Source organism: Pseudomonas sp. P42 (assembly GCF_017973755.1).
In the GTDB taxonomy this organism is placed as follows: domain Bacteria; phylum Pseudomonadota; class Gammaproteobacteria; order Pseudomonadales; family Pseudomonadaceae; genus Aquipseudomonas; species Aquipseudomonas iridis.
In genome coordinates, this window is sequence record NZ_JACOPU010000003.1 from 190,098 (window position 1) to 208,189 (window position 18,092).

15 protein-coding genes and 1 riboswitch are annotated in these 18,092 nt (G+C 59.6%); of the genes, 8 read left to right on the forward strand and 7 right to left on the reverse strand.

The genetic code is table 11. The annotated features are described in order from the left end of the window. Positions 1–5 precede the first annotated feature (5 nt). Positions 6–1,175 (forward strand): MFS transporter, encoded by a 1,170-nt coding sequence (locus H8B20_RS10225; protein ID WP_210623070.1) that lies wholly within the window; start codon positions 6–8, stop codon positions 1,173–1,175. A gap of 279 nt (positions 1,176–1,454) precedes the next feature. Next, positions 1,455–2,717, forward strand: coding sequence for a cation:proton antiporter (locus tag H8B20_RS10230; protein ID WP_047303891.1), 1,263 nt, complete (start codon positions 1,455–1,457; stop codon positions 2,715–2,717). 52 nt (positions 2,718–2,769) lie between these two features. On the opposite strand, the gene H8B20_RS10235 is transcribed toward H8B20_RS10230, so the two are convergent. Together H8B20_RS10235 and H8B20_RS10240 are read right to left on the reverse strand one after the other, a co-directional pair. Next, a complete protein-coding gene (locus tag H8B20_RS10235; protein ID WP_210623071.1) occupies positions 2,770–4,053 on the reverse strand; it encodes an amidase in 1,284 nt (427 codons plus the stop codon). Between the two features lie 57 nt (positions 4,054–4,110). Then, positions 4,111–4,524 carry a VOC family protein gene (locus H8B20_RS10240; protein WP_210623072.1) on the reverse strand — a complete coding sequence of 138 codons (414 nt, stop codon included), beginning with the start codon at positions 4,522–4,524 and terminating at the stop codon, positions 4,111–4,113. A gap of 112 nt (positions 4,525–4,636) precedes the next feature. On the opposite strand from H8B20_RS10240, the gene H8B20_RS10245 reads away from it, so the two are divergent. Next, the gene (locus H8B20_RS10245; protein WP_200616860.1) at positions 4,637–5,503 is read left to right on the forward strand and encodes a LysR family transcriptional regulator; all 867 of its coding nucleotides are present in this window, start codon (positions 4,637–4,639) and stop codon (positions 5,501–5,503) included. Between the two features lie 6 nt (positions 5,504–5,509). On the opposite strand, the gene H8B20_RS10250 is transcribed toward H8B20_RS10245, so the two are convergent. Next, positions 5,510–6,391, reverse strand: coding sequence for a formate/nitrite transporter family protein (locus H8B20_RS10250; RefSeq protein WP_042562232.1), 882 nt, complete (start codon positions 6,389–6,391; stop codon positions 5,510–5,512). A gap of 172 nt (positions 6,392–6,563) precedes the next feature. Continuing rightward, positions 6,564–6,968, reverse strand: coding sequence for an acyl-CoA thioesterase (locus H8B20_RS10255; RefSeq protein WP_042561508.1), 405 nt, complete (start codon positions 6,966–6,968; stop codon positions 6,564–6,566). A gap of 197 nt (positions 6,969–7,165) precedes the next feature. Next, positions 7,166–7,264: riboswitch (S-adenosyl-L-homocysteine riboswitch) on the forward strand. 23 nt (positions 7,265–7,287) lie between these two features. Between H8B20_RS10255 and ahcY the strand changes: the two genes are divergently transcribed. The 4 genes from ahcY to H8B20_RS10275 all read left to right on the forward strand — a co-directional run bounded on the left by ahcY (position 7,288) and on the right by H8B20_RS10275 (position 12,846). After that, a complete protein-coding gene (gene ahcY / locus H8B20_RS10260; protein ID WP_210623073.1) occupies positions 7,288–8,697 on the forward strand; it encodes an adenosylhomocysteinase in 1,410 nt (469 codons plus the stop codon). Between the two features lie 192 nt (positions 8,698–8,889). Then, positions 8,890–9,735: a methylenetetrahydrofolate reductase [NAD(P)H] gene (gene metF / locus H8B20_RS10265; protein WP_210623074.1), complete on the forward strand. Its 846-nt coding sequence runs from the start codon at positions 8,890–8,892 to the stop codon at positions 9,733–9,735. Positions 9,736–9,928: 193 nt separating this feature from the next. After that, positions 9,929–10,741, forward strand: a complete 813-nt coding sequence (locus H8B20_RS10270) for a substrate-binding periplasmic protein (protein WP_210623075.1) — start codon at positions 9,929–9,931, stop codon at positions 10,739–10,741. Positions 10,742–10,962: 221 nt separating this feature from the next. Beyond that, complete coding sequence (locus H8B20_RS10275; protein ID WP_042561512.1) at positions 10,963–12,846, forward strand: RNA helicase RhlE2; 1,884 nt, start codon at positions 10,963–10,965, stop codon at positions 12,844–12,846. Between the two features lie 232 nt (positions 12,847–13,078). On the opposite strand, the gene H8B20_RS10280 is transcribed toward H8B20_RS10275, so the two are convergent. The 3 genes from H8B20_RS10280 to H8B20_RS10290 all read right to left on the reverse strand — a co-directional run bounded on the left by H8B20_RS10280 (position 13,079) and on the right by H8B20_RS10290 (position 16,354). Next, positions 13,079–13,657, reverse strand: a complete 579-nt coding sequence (locus H8B20_RS10280) for a YceI family protein (protein WP_042561513.1) — start codon at positions 13,655–13,657, stop codon at positions 13,079–13,081. Positions 13,658–13,689: 32 nt separating this feature from the next. Next, a complete protein-coding gene (locus tag H8B20_RS10285) occupies positions 13,690–14,241 on the reverse strand; it encodes a cytochrome b (protein WP_042561514.1) in 552 nt (183 codons plus the stop codon). A gap of 337 nt (positions 14,242–14,578) precedes the next feature. Further along, the gene (locus H8B20_RS10290) at positions 14,579–16,354 is read right to left on the reverse strand and encodes a flavin monoamine oxidase family protein (RefSeq protein ID WP_210623076.1); all 1,776 of its coding nucleotides are present in this window, start codon (positions 16,352–16,354) and stop codon (positions 14,579–14,581) included. Between the two features lie 221 nt (positions 16,355–16,575). On the opposite strand from H8B20_RS10290, the gene H8B20_RS10295 reads away from it, so the two are divergent. Then, the gene (locus H8B20_RS10295) at positions 16,576–17,982 is read left to right on the forward strand and encodes an adenosylmethionine--8-amino-7-oxononanoate transaminase (RefSeq protein WP_210623077.1); all 1,407 of its coding nucleotides are present in this window, start codon (positions 16,576–16,578) and stop codon (positions 17,980–17,982) included. Positions 17,983–18,092: the final 110 nt, after the last annotated feature.

Sequence of the window (18,092 nt, forward strand, 5' to 3'; positions counted from 1 at the left end):
TGCGCATGCCACTCGCCTTGTTTGCACTCGCTGTTGCCGCGTTCGGCATCGGCACCACTGAATTCGTCATTATGGGCCTGCTGCCCGACGTCGCCCGCGATCTCGCGGTGAGCATTCCTCACGCCGGCCTGCTGATTACCGGTTATGCCCTGGGCGTGGTGTTCGGTGCGCCGATCCTCGCCATCGGCACCGCCAACATGCCGCGTAAAGCCACGCTGTTGGGCATGACGTTGATGTTCATCCTCGGCAACGTGCTCTGCGCACTGGCGCCGAATTACGCCACGCTCATGGCCGCTCGCGTGGTCACTGCGGTGTGCCACGGCGCGTTTTTCGGCATCGGCTCGGTGGTCGCAGCCGGTTTGGTAGCGCCGAACAAACGCGCACAGGCGATTGCAATGATGTTCACCGGTCTGACCCTGGCCAATGTGCTCGGCGTACCGCTGGGTACTGCGCTCGGGCAATACGCCGGTTGGCGCTCGACCTTCTGGGCGGTGTCGGTGATCGGTGTTGTCGCCGCACTCGCGCAATGGTTGTGGTTGCCCAAACACATCCCGATGGACAAGGCCAACCTCGCCAGTGAGTTCAAGGTGCTGGGCAAGATCAATGTGCTGCTGGCGCTGGGCATGAGTGTGCTGGCGTCGACCAGCCTGTTCAGCATGTTCACTTACATTGCGCCGATCCTGCAGGACATCACCGGCGTCAGCCCGCACGGCGTGACAGTGATGCTGTTGCTGTTCGGCGTCGGCCTGACCGCTGGCAGCATGCTCGGCGGGCGTTTGGCCGACAGTCGTTTGCTGCCGTCGCTGGTGGGTGTGGCAATGGCGGTGGTGCTGGTTCTCGCGGCGTTCACCCAGACCAGTCACTCGGTGATTCCAGCAGCGATCACGCTGGTGCTGTGGGGGATTTTCGCTTTCGCGCTGTGCCCGATCCTGCAACTGCTGATTATTGATCAAGCTCATGAAGCGCCGAACCTCGGCTCGACCCTGAATCAAAGCGCCTTCAACCTCGGCAACGCGGCCGGTGCCTGGATTGGCGGGTTGGTGGTGGCGAGCGGTGCCGATCTTGCGCAGTTGCCGTGGACCGGGGCGCTGGTGGGTGTGTTGACGGTGCTGACGGCGCTTTGGTTTATCTACCTGCAACGTCGCGGGGCTGCTGCGGTCAATGTGTCTGGCTGATCGAGTTGTGCCACACCCTAACCCTCTCCCAGCGGGAGAGAGGACTGACCGCGCCGTTCCGTAGAATTACGCCGACCTGAAATCGCGAGTCGAGCTCAGTTTGAAAAGCCTGAAGATCGGTTCCCTTCCACCCTCTCCCTTTGGGAGAGGGCTGTGATGTGGGGGGCTCTTGATCTCAGCTCAGATTTCCACTGTGTCTTGAATTGCCTCCAGCCCATCAAACCCCTGCACCAACGAACCGGTGCGTTTTCTTCCCACCCCTCATCCAAAGGACCCCGGATGCTTGAACTTGTCGCCGCTTTCATCTGCCTCACCACCCTCCTCACCTTCGTCAACTTCCGCTTCATCGGTCTGCCGCCGACCATCGGCGTGATGGTCACCGCGTTGCTGTTTTCCCTGCTGCTGCAAGGCTTGAGCGTGCTCGGCTATCCGGGCCTGGAAGAACGCGTACAGCAACTGATCGGCCAGATCGATTTCGGCGATCTGCTGATGAACTGGATGCTGTCGTTCCTGCTGTTCGCCGGTGCCTTGCACGTAAACCTGAATGATTTGCGCAGCTATCGCTGGCCCATCGGCTTGCTGGCGACTTTCGGTGTATTGATCGCCACGGCGGTGATCGGCAGCCTCGCGTACTACATCTTTGCCCTGTTCGGCTGGCACGTGAGCTTCCTCTACTGCCTGTTGTTCGGCGCGCTGATTTCCCCGACCGACCCGATTGCGGTGCTCGGCGTGTTGCGTACCGCCAACGCCTCGAAGCCGCTGAAAACCACTATCGTCGGCGAGTCGCTGTTCAACGACGGTACCGCCGTCGTGGTGTTTACCGTGTTGCTGGGCATCGCCCAACTCGGCGAGACCCCGACCGTCAGTGCCACGGCCATGCTATTCGCCCACGAAGCCATTGGCGGCGTGGTGTTCGGCGGGCTGATCGGTTATCTGGTTTACCTGATGATCAAGAGCATCGAGCAGCACCAGATCGAAGTGATGCTGACCCTTGCGCTGGTCATCGGTGGTTCGGCGCTGGCCTCCGAACTGCACGTTTCCGCACCGATTGCGATGGTGGTTGCCGGCCTGATCATCGGCAACCTGGGACGCAATCTGGCGATGAACGACATGACCCGCAAATACCTCGACGGCTTCTGGGAGCTGCTCGACGACATGCTCAATGCGCTGCTGTTTGCGCTAATCGGCATGGAGCTGTTGCTGCTGCCATTCAACTGGCTGCACGTGGCGGCGGCGAGCTTGTTGGCGGTGGCGATTCTGCTGTCGCGTCTGCTCACCGTGGCCCCGGCAATCCTGCTGCTGCGGCGTTGGCGCACAGTGCCGCGCGGCACAATCCGGGTGCTGACCTGGGGCGGTTTGCGCGGTGGGGTCTCGGTTGCTTTGGCACTATCGCTGCCACTGGGCGAGGAACGTGACCTGCTGCTGAGCATCACTTACATCGTGGTGTTGTCGTCGATTCTGATTCAGGGCCTGACCATTGGCCGGGTTGTTCGCGGCGTTTCTGGCCAGCAAGACGTCAGCGCTGCGAGTTCCGCGCACTGACGCACCAATGGAGCGCCGTCGTGGAGCCACCTCCACGACGGCGCCCCTTCAATTAACCGGCAGCCCGCAGCACAGCATCCACATGCTCCGCAGCACGCAACAGATTGCTGTCGTCTCTAAACCCTCCGATCATTTGCAGGCCAACGGGTAACGCCCCGGCATTGCGCACGAGAGGAAGGTTGATTTGCGGCAAGCCAAACGCCATCCAGAACTTGCTGAAATCGGAAGGTCCGGTGGCTTCAAGACCCAACGGGGCGACGATGCCACAGCTCGCCCCAAGGACGGCGTCGAAAGGCTGGAATATCGACTCCAAAACGGTGGCCAACTTTGCCAGACGCTTCTTTGCCGCTGACTCTTGCTCCCATGTCGTCAAACGGGCGCGTTCGATCATGGCTAACAGTTCTTCACTGAGTTTGTCCGGATGCATTTGCAGTTCTTTGGACAGTGATCGGGCGCCTTCGCAATCGTTAATCAGCAGATGGTCATCAAATACCCCCGCAAACTCCTCAGGCAGCAACACCTCGCTCACCTGATGTCCGGCTGAACGCAGCTCTTGAACCGCAGCTTCCAGGGATCTGGCCACGTCTTCGTCTACCTGATCCCAACGCGCCGTACGACAGAAGCCGAACGAACAGGCATGACGTTCATGCGCGGGCTTGGGAAAGCCAGGAATCAAGACGCGCGCCATCACCTCCAGATCGCGAACAGACCTGCCATACCAACCCACCGTGTCGAAGCTCGGCGCCAGGGGTTTGACCCCCTCCAGAGAAACCAGACCATACGAAGGCTTGAAGGCATACAGCCCGCAATAGGCTGCCGGTTTGATCAATGAGCCGGCCGTCTGAGTCCCCAACGCGAGCGGGAAAAAACCGGCAGCCATCCCCGCTGCCGACCCGGCGCTCGAACTGCCGGGGGTTCTGGCAAGATCATGAGGATTGCGGGTTGGACCTGTGTGCATGTAGGCGAATTCGGTGGTATGGGTCTTGCCCATGATGACTGCCCCGGCCTGGCGCAGCAGCGCAACGACATAGGCGTCACGCGAGGGGTGGTTTTGCTCATAGATCGGCGAGTAAAAACGTGTGGGATGATCGACAGTGTCATAGACGTCTTTGATCCCCACGGGCACACCTGCCAAGAGGCCTTTTGCGTTACCGTTTTTCAATTGGCACGCCTGACTGCGCACCGCGTCCGGATCGAACGAAACGAAGGCATTTATGCTGCGCTCACCCGCTTCGACACAGCCAAGAAAGTGCTCGGCTACTGCCTCTGCGCTCACAACATCCGCACGAACCATTTCAGAAATTGCGGTGGCATCAGCTTGATTGAGATTGTGCATATCGCTCCTTGGACTTCCCTTCGAAAAGCACTTGAGGGAGGTGCGCTTTTAGACGTTTCAAGTTGCATAAACCGATTGCAAATCAGTGAAGCCTTTTATCTCGATCGGGTTCCCGGCGGGGTCCAGGAAGAACATGGTCGCTTGCTCGCCGGGCTCTCCTGGAAAACGAATGGTGGGTGAAAGAACGAATTTCACTTGGCCTTCGATCAAACGGCCCTTCAAGGCAACCCAGTCCGACATCTTCAATATCACCCCAAGATGGGGCATCGGCACGTTGTGCTCACCTACTTTCCCGGTGTTGGTTACCGCAAACGGTTCGCCCAGATGCAACGACAATTGATGCCCGAAAAAATTGAAGTCAACCCAGGTCTCGGTGCTGCGCCCTTCTTCACATCCCAGCAGATCACCGTAGAACTGGCGGGAAATCTGTAAATCGCGGACGTGAATAGCGAGATGAAAAATTGACTGCATCGGTAGCTCCTGAACGTCGCCGGAAAGTGAGAGTGACTGGCTGAGTTGAAGACTGTGCGGTTTTCATCAAAAGAGATAGCATGTAATTTTTTCGCTATCGAAAGAATTTCTTATGGATACGCGTTATTTGAAAAGCCTCATTACAGTCGTGGAATGTGGCTCCATCGCACACGCCGCGCGCGTGGAGGGTTTGACGGCAGCAGCAATCAGTCAGCGAATTCTCGCGCTCGAAAGGCAGCTCGGCTTTGAACTGCTATCGCGGGTTGGGCACGCAGCCAAGCCGACCCAGGCCTGTCTCGGTTTATTGCCGAGGGCTAAACGCATCGTTCGCGAGATTGCATTGCTGGCGGGAGATGCCGACGAGGGCGGGCTTACGGGGCAGTTACGAATAGGCGCTATTTCCACCGTGCTGACCGGTCTGCTTCCCGGCGCGTTGCGCGCACTGACCGAGCTGGCGCCGGGGCTGACGCCAGTCATCGTGCCGGGTACATCGCGCGCGTTGTATCAGTCGCTTCTCTCTGGGGAAATCGACGCGGCGATCCTTGTGGTTCCGCCGTTCGAATTGCCGAAAGCCCTGCAGGCGGTATCGCTTCGCAAGGAACCTCTGGTTTTTCTGTCGAAGGAAAAATCCTCGGACAGCATCCCGGCTCAACTGAAAACCCAACCGTATATCCGCTACGACCCTGACTCGTGGGGCGGAAGGCATGCCGAGCACTATCTGGCGGACAACGGATTGCTGCCGACGCCGCTGGTAGATCTGGATGCACTGGAGACCATTGCCATGCTCGTGACTGAAGGCCTTGGCGTGAGCCTTGTGCCTTACTGGTCCGGCTTCGAACACTGGGGCCACAAGTGTGTTGTGACCCCGCTTGGCAACGACCGCTACGACAGAGAGATTGCGCTGATCAGCCACGTTCAGACTGACCGGCCCAAGATGATGGGCGCCTTGTCCAAAGTGCTTTCACTGGCACAAGCCTGACAGGATTCAATCTGGCTTGGACTCGGCATGATCCTTCTCAGGGCCATCAGGTTTCGGCGTCCCGCTTTCGCTGCGAATCTGCGCATGGCTGATCAGGGCGAAGATAAAACTGCCGCCGATGATATTGCCGGCCAGCGTCGGCCCCGCAAACACAGCCAAGAAATCGCTCCACGGCAACTCACCAGCAAACACCAGATAGGACACCTCCGCCGAACCGACGACGATGTGAGTGAAGTCACCGAGCGCCATGAAGTAGGTGATGAGGATGATGATCCACATCTTCGCGCTCTCCATCGACGGGATCATCCAGACCATGGTCGCGATCATCCAGCCGGAAACTATGCCTTTGGCGAACATCTGGCTGGCGCTGTGTTCCATCACCTTGCGGCCGATTTCGAGGAAGGCGTGGTCGGTCTTGGCGTCGAAAATCGGCAGCTCCAGCATCACGTAAGCCACCAGAATCGTGCCGCACAGGTTGCCGACCAGCACCACCGTCCAGAGGCGGATAAGCCGACCGAAATTGAGCAGCGTCGGTTTGGTCATGACCGGCAGCACGGCGGTCAGGGTGTTTTCGGTGAACAGTTGCTGGCGGGCGAGGATCACCGCGAGGAAACCTGCGCAGTAGCCGAAACTGGCAATCACCTTGAATTCGTCGCCCTCGGGCAACCGCGAAGTGAGCAGGCCCATGCCCATCAACGACAGGCCCATAGTCAGCCCTGCAGCGAGCGCCGACCACCATAGCGCAGCGATACTGCGTTCAAGTTCCTGATCGCCTTGGGAGCGGATGATTTCATGCAGAACCGCCGCGCGGGGCGGCTGGCTTTTCTCGACTTCGTGTTGCTCTTTGGCCGAGAGATCGGGGGTCTTGCCGTCGGTGGGCGTGGTCATGGCGTGGGAACCGGTGGGGGGCGATTTAGCTACGACATTCGCCGCTGACAGCTGTTCACTGACCCAATGAATCTTCAGTGATAACAGAATCGCCATCGCGGGCAGGCCCGCTCCCACAGGGATCGCCTTGCCTGTGGGAGCGAGCCTGCTCGCGAAGAATGCGCCGCCAATCTTATTGGACGGCCTCGTCATCCTTGAATTGGTCTTTCACATATCTGATCTCGGTCCGCCCGTGCGGTGCCGGCAGGCCGTCTTCACCGAGGTTGACGAAAACCATCTTCTCGACAGTCAGAATGCTCTTGCGGGTGATCTTGTTGCGTACTTCGCAGGTCAGGGTGATCGAGGTGCGGCCGAACTCGGTGGCAGTGATGCCCAGTTCGATGATGTCGCCCTGGCGCGAGGCGCTGACGAAGTTGATTTCGGAAATGTACTTGGTGACCACCCGCTGATTGCCCAACTGGACGATGGCGTAGATCGCTGCTTCCTCGTCGATCCAGCGCAGCAGACTGCCGCCGAACAGGGTGCCGTTGGGGTTAAGGTCTTCGGGTTTTACCCATTTGCGGGTGTGGAAATTCATGTTCACTCCTGAGCGTTTGCCGAAAGATGGGCGGTATCTTGGCAGACCGAGCGGTCATGCTCCATGAGCCTTCTACTATGGTCGTGATTGGTGATCTTCATTTGGCCGACAGAAAGCCTTTGGAAGATCAGTCTAGACGGCTATAATCGCCACCGTTTCAAAACGGTAACTTCCACTTGCTACCGTTTTCCCGCCACCTGTCCGAGGGGCGCTGCAGCAGGTTCAACCTGTCAGGCTCGGATGGGGCGTTGACTGGCCTAGGCCGGACACTAAACGCACAACGGCGCCCATTCGCATACATTACGAATGGAGGCTCTTCATGAGCGCTGTTATCACGCCTGCAGATTTTAACGATTACAAAGTTGCCGACATGTCCCTGGCTGCCTGGGGCCGTCGCGAAACCATCATCGCCGAATCGGAAATGCCGGCTCTGATGGGTCTGCGTCGCAAGTACTCCGGCGAACAGCCGTTGAAAGGCGCGAAGATTCTCGGCTGCATCCACATGACCATTCAGACCGCCGTGCTGATCGAAACCCTGGTTGCCTTGGGTGCCGAAGTACGCTGGTCGTCCTGCAACATTTTCTCGACTCAGGATCAGGCTGCTGCCGCTATCGCTGCTGCCGGCATCCCGGTTTTCGCCTGGAAAGGCGAAACTGAAGAAGAGTACGAGTGGTGCCTAGAGCAGACCATCCTGAAAGATGGCCAGCCATGGGACGCCAACATGATCCTCGACGACGGCGGCGACCTGACCGAGCTGCTGCACAAGAAATACCCACAGGTCTTGGATCGCGTTCACGGCGTGACCGAAGAAACCACCACTGGCGTACACCGTCTGCTGGACATGCTGGCCAAGGGCGAGCTGAAAATCCCGGCCATCAACGTCAACGACTCGGTGACCAAGTCCAAGAACGACAACAAGTACGGCTGCCGTCACAGCCTGAACGACGCGATCAAGCGCGGCACCGACCACCTGCTGTCCGGCAAGCAAGCGCTGGTCATCGGTTACGGTGACGTGGGCAAGGGCTCCGCCCAGTCCCTGCGCCAGGAAGGCATGATCGTTAAAGTGTCCGAAGTCGACCCGATCTGCGCCATGCAGGCTTGCATGGACGGCTACGAGCTGGTTTCGCCGTTCATCGACGGCATCAACGACGGTACCGAAGCGAGCATCGACAAAGCGCTGCTGGGCAAGATCGACCTGATCGTGACCACCACCGGTAACGTCAATGTTTGCGACTCGAACATGCTCAAAGCCCTGAAGAAGCGCGCCGTTGTCTGCAACATCGGTCACTTCGACAACGAAATCGACACCGCTTTCATGCGCAAGAACTGGGCATGGGAAGAAGTGAAGCCACAGGTACACAAGATCCACCGTACCGGCCCGGGCGCTTTCGACGCTCAGAACGACGACTACCTGATCCTGCTGGCCGAAGGCCGTCTGGTGAACCTGGGCAACGCTACCGGTCACCCGAGCCGCATCATGGACGGTTCGTTCGCCAACCAGGTGCTGGCACAGATCTTCCTGTTCGACCAGAAGTACGCCGACCTGTCGCCAGCCCAGAAAGCCGAGCGCCTGACCGTTGAAGTACTGCCGAAGAAACTCGACGAAGAAGTGGCCCTGGAAATGGTTCGCGGCTTCGGCGGCGTGGTCACTCAACTGACCAAGCAACAGGCTGACTACATCGGCGTCACCGTCGAAGGCCCGTTCAAGCCGCACGCTTACCGCTACTAAGATAAGAGCAGCTGCGAGCCTTAAGCTTCAAGCGGCAAGCGAGGTCAAAAGCCGGACTTGCCGTGCAAAGCGTGAGGCTCTGCCCCTATTTCAAAACAGTTTCAGGCCGCAAGCTTCAGGCACAAGAGAAAAGCGCACCTCCGCTTCTCTTGCAGCTTGAAGCGTGCAGCTTGTAGCTGGAGGTCCCCTCCGATGTCCCAAGACCGTCGCTACAGCTTCGAGTTCTTCCCGACCAAGACCGATGCTGGGCATGAAAAGCTGCTCAACGTTGCCCGTCATTTGGCAACGTACAATCCCGATTTTTTCTCCTGCACCTATGGCGCTGGTGGTTCGACGCGTGATCGCACCCTCAACACCGTTTTGCAGCTGGAAAGCGAAGTCAAAGTACCGGCCGCACCGCACCTGTCGTGCGTCGGCGACAGCAAGGGCGACTTGCGCGGCCTGCTGAAAGAGTACAAGGCTGCCGGCATCAAGCGCATTGTTGCCCTGCGTGGCGACTTGCCGTCCGGCATGGGCATGACCAGCGGTGAGCTGCGTCACGCCAATGAACTGGTTGAATTCATTCGTGAAGAAACCGGCGACCATTTCCACATCGAAGTAGCCGCTTACCCGGAGATGCATCCGCAAGCGCGCAATTACGAAGACGATCTCGCCAACTTCGTGCGCAAGGCTCGCGCCGGCGCCGACAGCGCGATCACCCAGTACTTCTTCAACGCCGACAGCTACTTCTACTTCGTCGACCGTTTGCAGGCGCTGGGCGTGGATATTCCGGTGGTGCCGGGGATCATGCCGATCACCAACTACAGCAAACTCGCGCGTTTCTCCGACGCCTGCGGTGCGGAAATCCCGCGCTGGATTCGCAAGCAGCTGGAAGCCTATGGCGATGACACTCAAAGCATTCAGCGCTTTGGTGAGCAAGTCGTCAGCGAGATGTGCGAACGACTGTTGCAGGGCGGCGCACCGGGGCTGCACTTCTATTCCATGAACCAGGCTGAACCTAGCCTGGCAATCTGGAATAACCTGAAGTTGCCGCGTTGAAGCAGCTACACGCTTCAAGCTGAAAGCTACAAGCCAGATCAAAAGATCGCAGCCTGCGGCAGCTCATGCATTGGGATTCAGTTCTCCCTGCAGAAGCTGCCAAAGTCTGCGATTTTTTGCTTTTAAAGGCCCGAGGCAGAGCTTGTAGAGGCCGTTTCTGGCTCTTTATGGTTTCTCGTCGTAATCTCAAGCCATGCCTTTGATCACGCAACTATTCGCCGTGCTGGTTTTTGCTTGCCTAAGCTTCGCCGCTCGGGGCGAGAAGCTGCGTATTGTCACCGAGCCATGGGCGCCTTACGTCTATGAAGAGAACGGTAAAAAGCTCGGACTGGACTACGAAACCACCGCCATTGTGTTCAAGCGCCTGGGCATAGAAGTCGAATGGCAGTTCCTGCCGTGGAAACGCTGCCTGTCGATGCTGGAAACCGGCCAGGCCGACGGCGCGCTGGATATTTTTCACAGCGACGAGCGCGACGCCACCCTGCTCTACCCCAGCGAGCCGCTGTCAGATGTCGAGTTCGTGATGTTCTACGCCAACGACCGACCCCACCCGTTCACCAGGCTCGACGAGCTCAAAGGCCTGACCATCGGCACTTCACCGGGTTATCTGTACAGTCCCGACTTCAGTGAATCGACCCTGTTTACCCGCGAGCCTGCGCCGACCCACGAAGCGAACTTCGGCAAACTGGTGCGCGGACGCATCGATTTGTTGATCACTGATCGCCGCGTCGGCCAGCATTTGCTCGACGAGTTGAATATTCGCGATCTGATCAGCCAGAATCCCACGGTTATTAGCCGCCAGAGCCAATTTCTTGCCGTTCGGCGCAATGCCGGGATGGATTTGCTGGTCCAGCGCTTCGGCGCCGAACTCAAGCGATTCAAGCGCGAACCGGCCTACGCCGAGCTGAGCGCACGCTATGGCGCAGCCCCTGGCCAGACGGCGCCATTGAGTCGTGCGGCGGCGGACAGCAAAACCGTTGAGCAGCAGGAAAGCAGCGCGCAGTGATTGCTCTGTTATACTCCGGCGTTCCCGCCAGGCTCACGCCCGGACGCCCGGAACCTTAACAGGCCTCTCGACCCGCTACAGCGCAGCTTTCAGCCAGCGCGAGCACTCCAGACGTGTCTTTGGAACCGCAGCAGGACCGGACGGGATTGCGTCCTCTTAAACGTGATTCGCGCCAGGCAAGATTCCCATTGGGCCAAGCCCTAACTAAAACAGGATTACTCATGTCCTTTGCTTCCCTCGGTCTCTCCGAGGCTTTAGTCCGTGCCATCGAAGATGCGGGCTATACCGAGCCTACTCCGGTGCAACAGCGGGCCATTCCCGCCGTGTTGCAAGGTCGCGACCTGATGGTTGCGGCGCAGACAGGTACTGGTAAAACCGGCGGTTTCGCCCTTCCGATCCTGGAGCGGTTGTTCCCCAACGGTCACCCGGACAAATCCCAGCGTCACGGCCCGCGCCAACCGCGCGTACTGGTCCTGACCCCGACCCGCGAACTCGCGGCCCAGGTTCACGAGAGCTTCAAGATCTACGCCCGTGACCTGAAATTCGTCAGCGCCTGCATCTTCGGCGGCGTCGGCACGAACCCACAGGTTCAGGCCATGGCCCGTGGTGTTGACGTGCTGGTGGCGTGCCCGGGTCGTTTGCTCGACCTGTGCGGCCAGGGCAGCGTCGATCTGTCCCACGTTGAAATCCTCGTCCTCGACGAAGCCGACCGCATGCTCGACATGGGCTTCGTGCACGACGTGAAGAAAGTCCTCGCACGCCTGCCGTCCAAGCGTCAGAACCTGCTGTTCTCGGCGACGTTCTCCAAAGACATCACCGACCTTGCCGGCAAGCTGCTGCACAACCCGGAACGCATCGAAGTCACGCCGCCGAACACCACGGTCGAGCGCATCGAACAGCGCGTATTCCGTCTGCCGGCCAGCCACAAGCGTGCGCTGCTGGCGCACCTGATCACCGCCGGCGCGTGGGAACAGGTGCTGGTGTTCACCCGTACCAAGCACGGCGCCAACCGCCTGGCCGAGTACCTCGACAAGCACGGTCTGCCGGCTGTCGCGATTCACGGCAACAAGAGCCAGAACGCTCGCACCAAAGCCCTGGCCGACTTCAAGGCTGGCGAAGTGCGCATTCTGGTTGCCACCGACATCGCCGCGCGCGGTCTGGACATCGACCAGTTGCCACACGTGGTCAACTTCGAACTGCCGAACGTCGATGAAGACTACGTGCACCGTATCGGCCGTACTGGCCGTGCCGGTCGTTCGGGTGAAGCGATCTCGCTGGTCGCACCGGACGAAGAAAAACTGCTGAAAAGCATCGAGCGCATGACCAAGCAGAAAATCGCCGACGGCGACCTGATGGGCTTCGACTCGAGCACCATTGAAGCCGAGAAACCGGAAGTGCGTGAGCGTCCGGACGTGCGCAACCCGCGCAATCCTCGTGGCCCGCGTGGCGACGGTCCGAATGGCGGCGGCGGTGGCGGCGGTCGTAAAGACAAGGGCAAGGAAAAGAGCAAGGAAAAGCCAGCCGGCGAACGCGGCGAGCGTCCTGCCCGTCAGCAAAAGCCTCGCGAAGGCACCCCGGCCCGTGACCAGCGTCCGAGCCAGCCGCCACGTGCTGCTGCTGACCGCGCTCCGGACGAATTCCTCGACGACGACGTGGATAACTTCGGTAACCGCGTTGACTACGTGCCCAAGCCAGCCCCTGCCGGCGGTCGCGGTCGTCGTCCAGGCGCACCGGCCCAGGGCGCAGGCGCAGGTTCGGGCGCACCACGCGGCGGTCAGTCGCAGGGTCGCCAGAACGCTCCGCGCAACACCAACGGCTCGAGCACCGGCACCCCGCCAGCCAAGCGTAGCGGTCCACGCAATGGTGCACCGCGTGACGGTCAGTCGGGTCGTCGCGACGACTCTTCCTCGTCCTCGCGCAACCGCCGCCCGGCCCGTGACGATCAACCACGTACCGAGCCAGCCGTGCAGGCTCCGCGCAGCAATGGCCCGAAGATCATGCACAAGGAATCGAAAGCCGACCGCTTCCCGACACCTGAGCAGCTCGATCAACTGCCAAGCCGCCCACGTGGCGAAAAACCAGCCTTGCTGACTCGCAATCGCTGATTTGATGCCGCAATGAAAAATGCCCCGGTTCGCAAGAGCCGGGGCATTTTTTATGGAAAAACACACGCGCACCTGTAGGAGCTGCCGAAGGCTGCGATCTTTTGACTTTGGCTTTTCCAAGATCAAAAGATCGCAGCCTTCGGCAGCTCCTACAAAGGATGTGTGTGTGGCAGGCAATCAAAAACGCCCCCGGCTTTTCAACCGGGGGCGTTTTTGTGTGGCTGGCGAAAAATTACTTCGCTTTCACGCCTTCAAACGAAACGTACAGCTCGACCGCGTCGGACTTAGGACCCAGGTCTTTCTGCTTGCCGAAATCGGAACGCTTGATGCTGGTGGTGCCTTCGAAGCCGGCACGGTAGCCGCCCCATGGATCCTTGCCTTCACCCAGGAAAGTGGCTTTGACAACCACTGGCTTGGTGACGCCCAGAAGGGTCAGGTCGCCAGTCACGTCAGCGGTGTTCGCGCCGGTGGACTTGACGCTGGTGGAGACGAAAGTCGCTTTGCCAAACTTGCTGGCATTGAGGAAGTCTGCGCTGGCGATGTGTTTGTCGCGTTCGGCGTGATTGGTGAACACGCTGGCGGTGTTGACGTTGAACTCGATCTTGCTGTCTTCAGGCTTGGCCGCGTCGAAGCTGAACTTGCCGTCGATGTCCTTGAAAGTACCGGTGATGAAGCTGTAGCCCAGGTGGCTGATCTTGAAGTCGACGAAGGCGTGCTGGCCTTCTTTATCAACGACGTAATCAGCCGCCATTACGTTGGCGGACAGAACGGCAGAACCGATTGCCAGAGCGGCCAGAGTCTTTTTCAACATGCTTTGTTTTCCTTTGGAGTCGAGGTTGAATTTCAGGCTTTGCGACCGAGCATTCGAGTGAGGGTCGCATCACGATCGATAAAGTGGTGCTTCAATGCTGCCAACGCATGGAGACCGGAAAAAATTACCACCGCCCACGCGAGCCAGAGATGAATCACCCCAGCGGTATCTGCCTGATCCGGTAGCCCGGAAACCAGTGCAGGGACTTCAAACAGGCCAAACACCGGAATACCGACACCGTCTGCGGTGGAAATCAGGTAACCGGCAAGCATCACAGCGAACAGCGCGAGATACAGAAACCCGTGGCCGAATTTAGCGCCGATACGGGTCATGCGACTGTAGCTTTGCAGCGTCGGCGGCGGTGGGCTGATAAAACGCCACAACACCCGCAACACCATCACACCGAGCAGCACCAGACCAATGCTCTTGTGCAGATCCGGCGCGTCTTTGCGCCAGGTGCTGTAGTAATCCAGCCCCACCATCCACAGGCCCAGCGCGAACAGTCCGAAGACCACCAGCGCCACACCCCAGTGCATGAAGATGCTGACCCAACCATAGCGCGAAGAAGAGTTACGTAGCTGCATTGCCCAAATCCTGTGAGAACTGCGAACCAAGACTAGCGAGTTATCTATCGAATTAAAGCGGAAAATTTCGCTTTGAAATATCGAGAAATACGATGAAGAGTCTGAAAGTGGCGTGTTAAGGAAAGATTAAAGGAGAAATTGTGGCGGGATGTTGTTGCCAGGCAATGGAATGGGTATGTCTGAACAGGCCCCTTCGCGAGCAGGCTCGCTCCCATAGGGAATTGCATTCCAGTTGAAGAGCCCGCTCGAATGTGGGAGCGAGCCTGCTCGCGAAAGCGATCTGACAGGCAAAAAAAAGCGCGGCACAAGCGCCGCGCTTCTTCATCACCGCAAGGCTTTACTGCGCCTTGGTCTCGGTCGTTGCCGCAGGCTTGGCTGCTGGCTTCTTCGCCGGCTCAGCCTTTTTCGCCGCCGGTTTGGCCGCTGGTTTCGCCGCTGGCTTTTTCGCTTCGGTTTTCGCCGCAGGTTTCTTCGCTGCTGGCTTGGCCGCGGCTTTTTTCGCAGGCTCGGCTTTTACCGGCGCCGCTGGCTTCGGCGCTTCCACCGGAGCTGGCGCAGGTGCCGGAGTTGGCGCAGGCGCTGGGGCCACGGGAGCTGGCGCTGGAGCTTTCACAGGCTCTGGCTTCTTCTCATCATCCGAACCACCGAACAGGTTGCTGAAGAAGTTGCCCTTCTTCGCTGCTACGGCACCTGCCGCGCCCGCCGCTGCTGCGGCCGGGATCACTTTGGCCGGTTCAAATGATTTGCCTGCCGCCAGATCTTCAACCTGGCTGGCCGCACGCTGACCGGTGCGCAGCGCACCTTCCAGAGTGCCCGGGTACAAGGTGTCGGTGTGTTCGCCGGCAAACGCTACGCGCTGCAGCGGACGCTCCCAGACGCGCCAGAACTTGCTGATCTGGCCCGGGCCATAGGCCAGGTACGCGCCGCCCATCGACGGGTCGGTGCTGTAGCGACGGATCTCATAACCGGTGAACGAGCCACGGGCCTGTGGATAAAACGCGTGCAGACGAATCAGCACCTGATCGACCATCTGCTTGTCGCCAAATGCCTGCATCACGCGGGCATTGTCGCCGGACAGGTTGATCACCACGTTGGCGCCGCCCTTCAGCGCGGGCTCGATCCACAACATGCCCAGACCGGTGTTGCTGTAGATCTCACCGGACATGCGCGACTTGCTTTCCCACACCGGCGTCTTGAACTTCAGCATGATCTGGTCGCGCCAACCGTAGTTGGTGCCCTTGATGGCCGCCAGACGCTGGGCATCCAGCGCCGGGGTCAGCTGAATCTTGTTCAATGCACGCAGCGGCACAGCCAGCACGACGTAATCGGCCTGGTAACCGACGCTGCCAACCTTGACGGTCACGCCGTCCTTGTCCTGGCTGATGGCCGACACGGGCGAGCTGGTCTTGATGGTCTTGATCTGTTTGACGAACGCTTGCGCCAGCACCTGGCTGCCACCGACCAGACGCGAAGCGCGCAGGTCACGGTCGGAGACGCCGCGGTACACGCGGTTCTGCTGGGCGAAATACAGCAGCGACAGACGCGAAGGCTCGTCGTAGTGGGTGCGGATGTCCTGGTTGATCAACTGACGCGCAGTGGCTGGCAGATTCTGTTTGTCGAGCCAGCTCGACACGGTGATCTGGTCCAGTGCGTGCAGGGTGTTGGTCGCTGCCGGGTTCTGTGGATCGTCGATCGAGCGCGCCAGATCGTCGAGGGTTTTCTGGTAGCGCTTGAGCGCATCGGCGGTGGCTGGTTGCTTGGTCGCCAGGTCGGCAGCGGAAAAATACTCGCCGTCGATCAGATAACCCGGCGTGCGCACGAATTCCGGTGCAGGCGTGGTGCCGAGCTTGAACGTCGAGACGTACTTGTTCAGTACCGGCTGGGTTTTGTCATTGCCGATCCACTCGCTGGTGGCCATGCCCGAGCGACCGCCCAGGCTTGGTTTGGCTTCGAGCAGCGTGACCTGCCAGCCTTTGTTTTGCAGTTCGTAAGCGGCTGTCAGGCCCGACAGGCCGCCGCCGATCACGATTGCAGTTTTATCCTTGGCCAGCGCCGTAACGCTGAACAGCCCCAACATCACCAGCGCACAGGCGCGCAGCCAACCGACAGACATTCAGCGAACTCCGGAAATACACAGAAAAAAGCAGTTGTGCGGGTCAGACGACCCAAAGAACCGCGAAGAATACGTTAGCCATCAAAACGCCGCCAGCGACGTCTATCGGCTCATACAAAGTAGCTCAATCGACACAATGGGTTGTTCCCGCGCGATGCATTGCATAGGCTTGCGCGATTGTTTGCCCGCGCCTGTCGCGAGCCGCCTCGAGGAGACTGTAAATGGGCCTTAATAATCAGTGGATGCAACGCGATCTCGCGGTGTTGTGGCATCCCTGCACCCAGATGAAAGACCACGAACAACTGCCGCTGATCCCGATCAAGCGCGGCGAAGGCGTCTGGCTCGAAGATTTCGAAGGCAAGCGCTACCTCGACGCAGTCAGCTCGTGGTGGGTCAACGTGTTCGGCCACGCCAACCCGCGGATCAACCAGCGCGTCAAGGATCAGGTCGATCAACTGGAGCACGTGATTCTCGCCGGTTTCAGCCATCAACCGGTGATCGAGCTGTCCGAACGTCTGGTGAAGATGACGCCGGAAGGCCTGAACCGGGTGTTCTACGCCGATAACGGTTCGTCCTGCATCGAAGTCGCGCTGAAAATGAGCTTTCACTACTGGCTCAACCGCGGCATGCCGGCCAAGAAACGCTTCGTCACCCTGACCAACAGCTACCACGGCGAAACCATGGCGGCGATGGCGGTCGGCGACGTGCCGCTGTTCACCGAAACCTACAAAGCCCTGCTGATGGACACCATCAAGGTGCCGAGCCCGGACTGCTACGGGCGTCCGCAAGGCATGAGCTGGGAAGAGCACACGCGCAATATGTTCGCGGCGATGGAACAGACATTGGCCGAGAACCATGACAGCGTTGCGGCAGTGATCGTCGAACCACTGATTCAGGGCGCCGGCGGCATGCGCATGTACCACCCGGTGTACCTCAAACTGTTGCGCGAGGCCTGCGACCGTTACGGCGTGCACCTGATCCTCGACGAAATCGCCGTTGGCTTTGGCCGCACAGGGACGATGTTCGCCTGCGAGCAGGCCGGCATTCGCCCGGACTTCCTCTGCCTGTCCAAGGCCCTGACCGGCGGCTACCTGCCGCTGGCCGCGTGCCTGACCACCGACGATGTCTACAGCGCGTTCTACGACGACTATCCAACCCTGCGCGCCTTCCTCCACTCGCACAGCTACACCGGCAATCCGCTGGCGTGTGCGGCGGCGTTGGCGACGCTGGATATCTTCGAGCAGGACAACGTGATCGAGAACAACAAGGCACTCGCTCAGCGCATGGCGTCGGCGACGGCGCACCTGGTCGATCACCCGAACGTCAGCGAAGTGCGTCAGACCGGCATGGTCCTGGCCATCGAGATGGTCAAGGATAAAGCCACCAAAGAGGCCTACCCTTGGCAGGATCGCCGCGGTCTGAAGGTGTTCCAGCATGCGCTGGAGCGTGGCGCGCTGCTGCGTCCACTCGGCAGCGTGGTGTACTTCCTGCCGCCGTACGTGATCACGCCGGAGCAGATCGACTTCCTCGCCGAAGTCGCCAGCGAAGGCATCGACATCGCCACCCGTGACAGCGTCAGCGTGGCCGTGCCGAAGGATTTCCACCCCGGTTTCCGTGATCCGGGCTGATCTATTTCACTTAAGCTTCAGCGGTGACCGGACTACCGTCATCGCTGGCAAGCCAGCTCCCACAGGGTCTGCGCAAGTCCTTGTGGGAGCTGGCTTGCCAGCGATGGGGC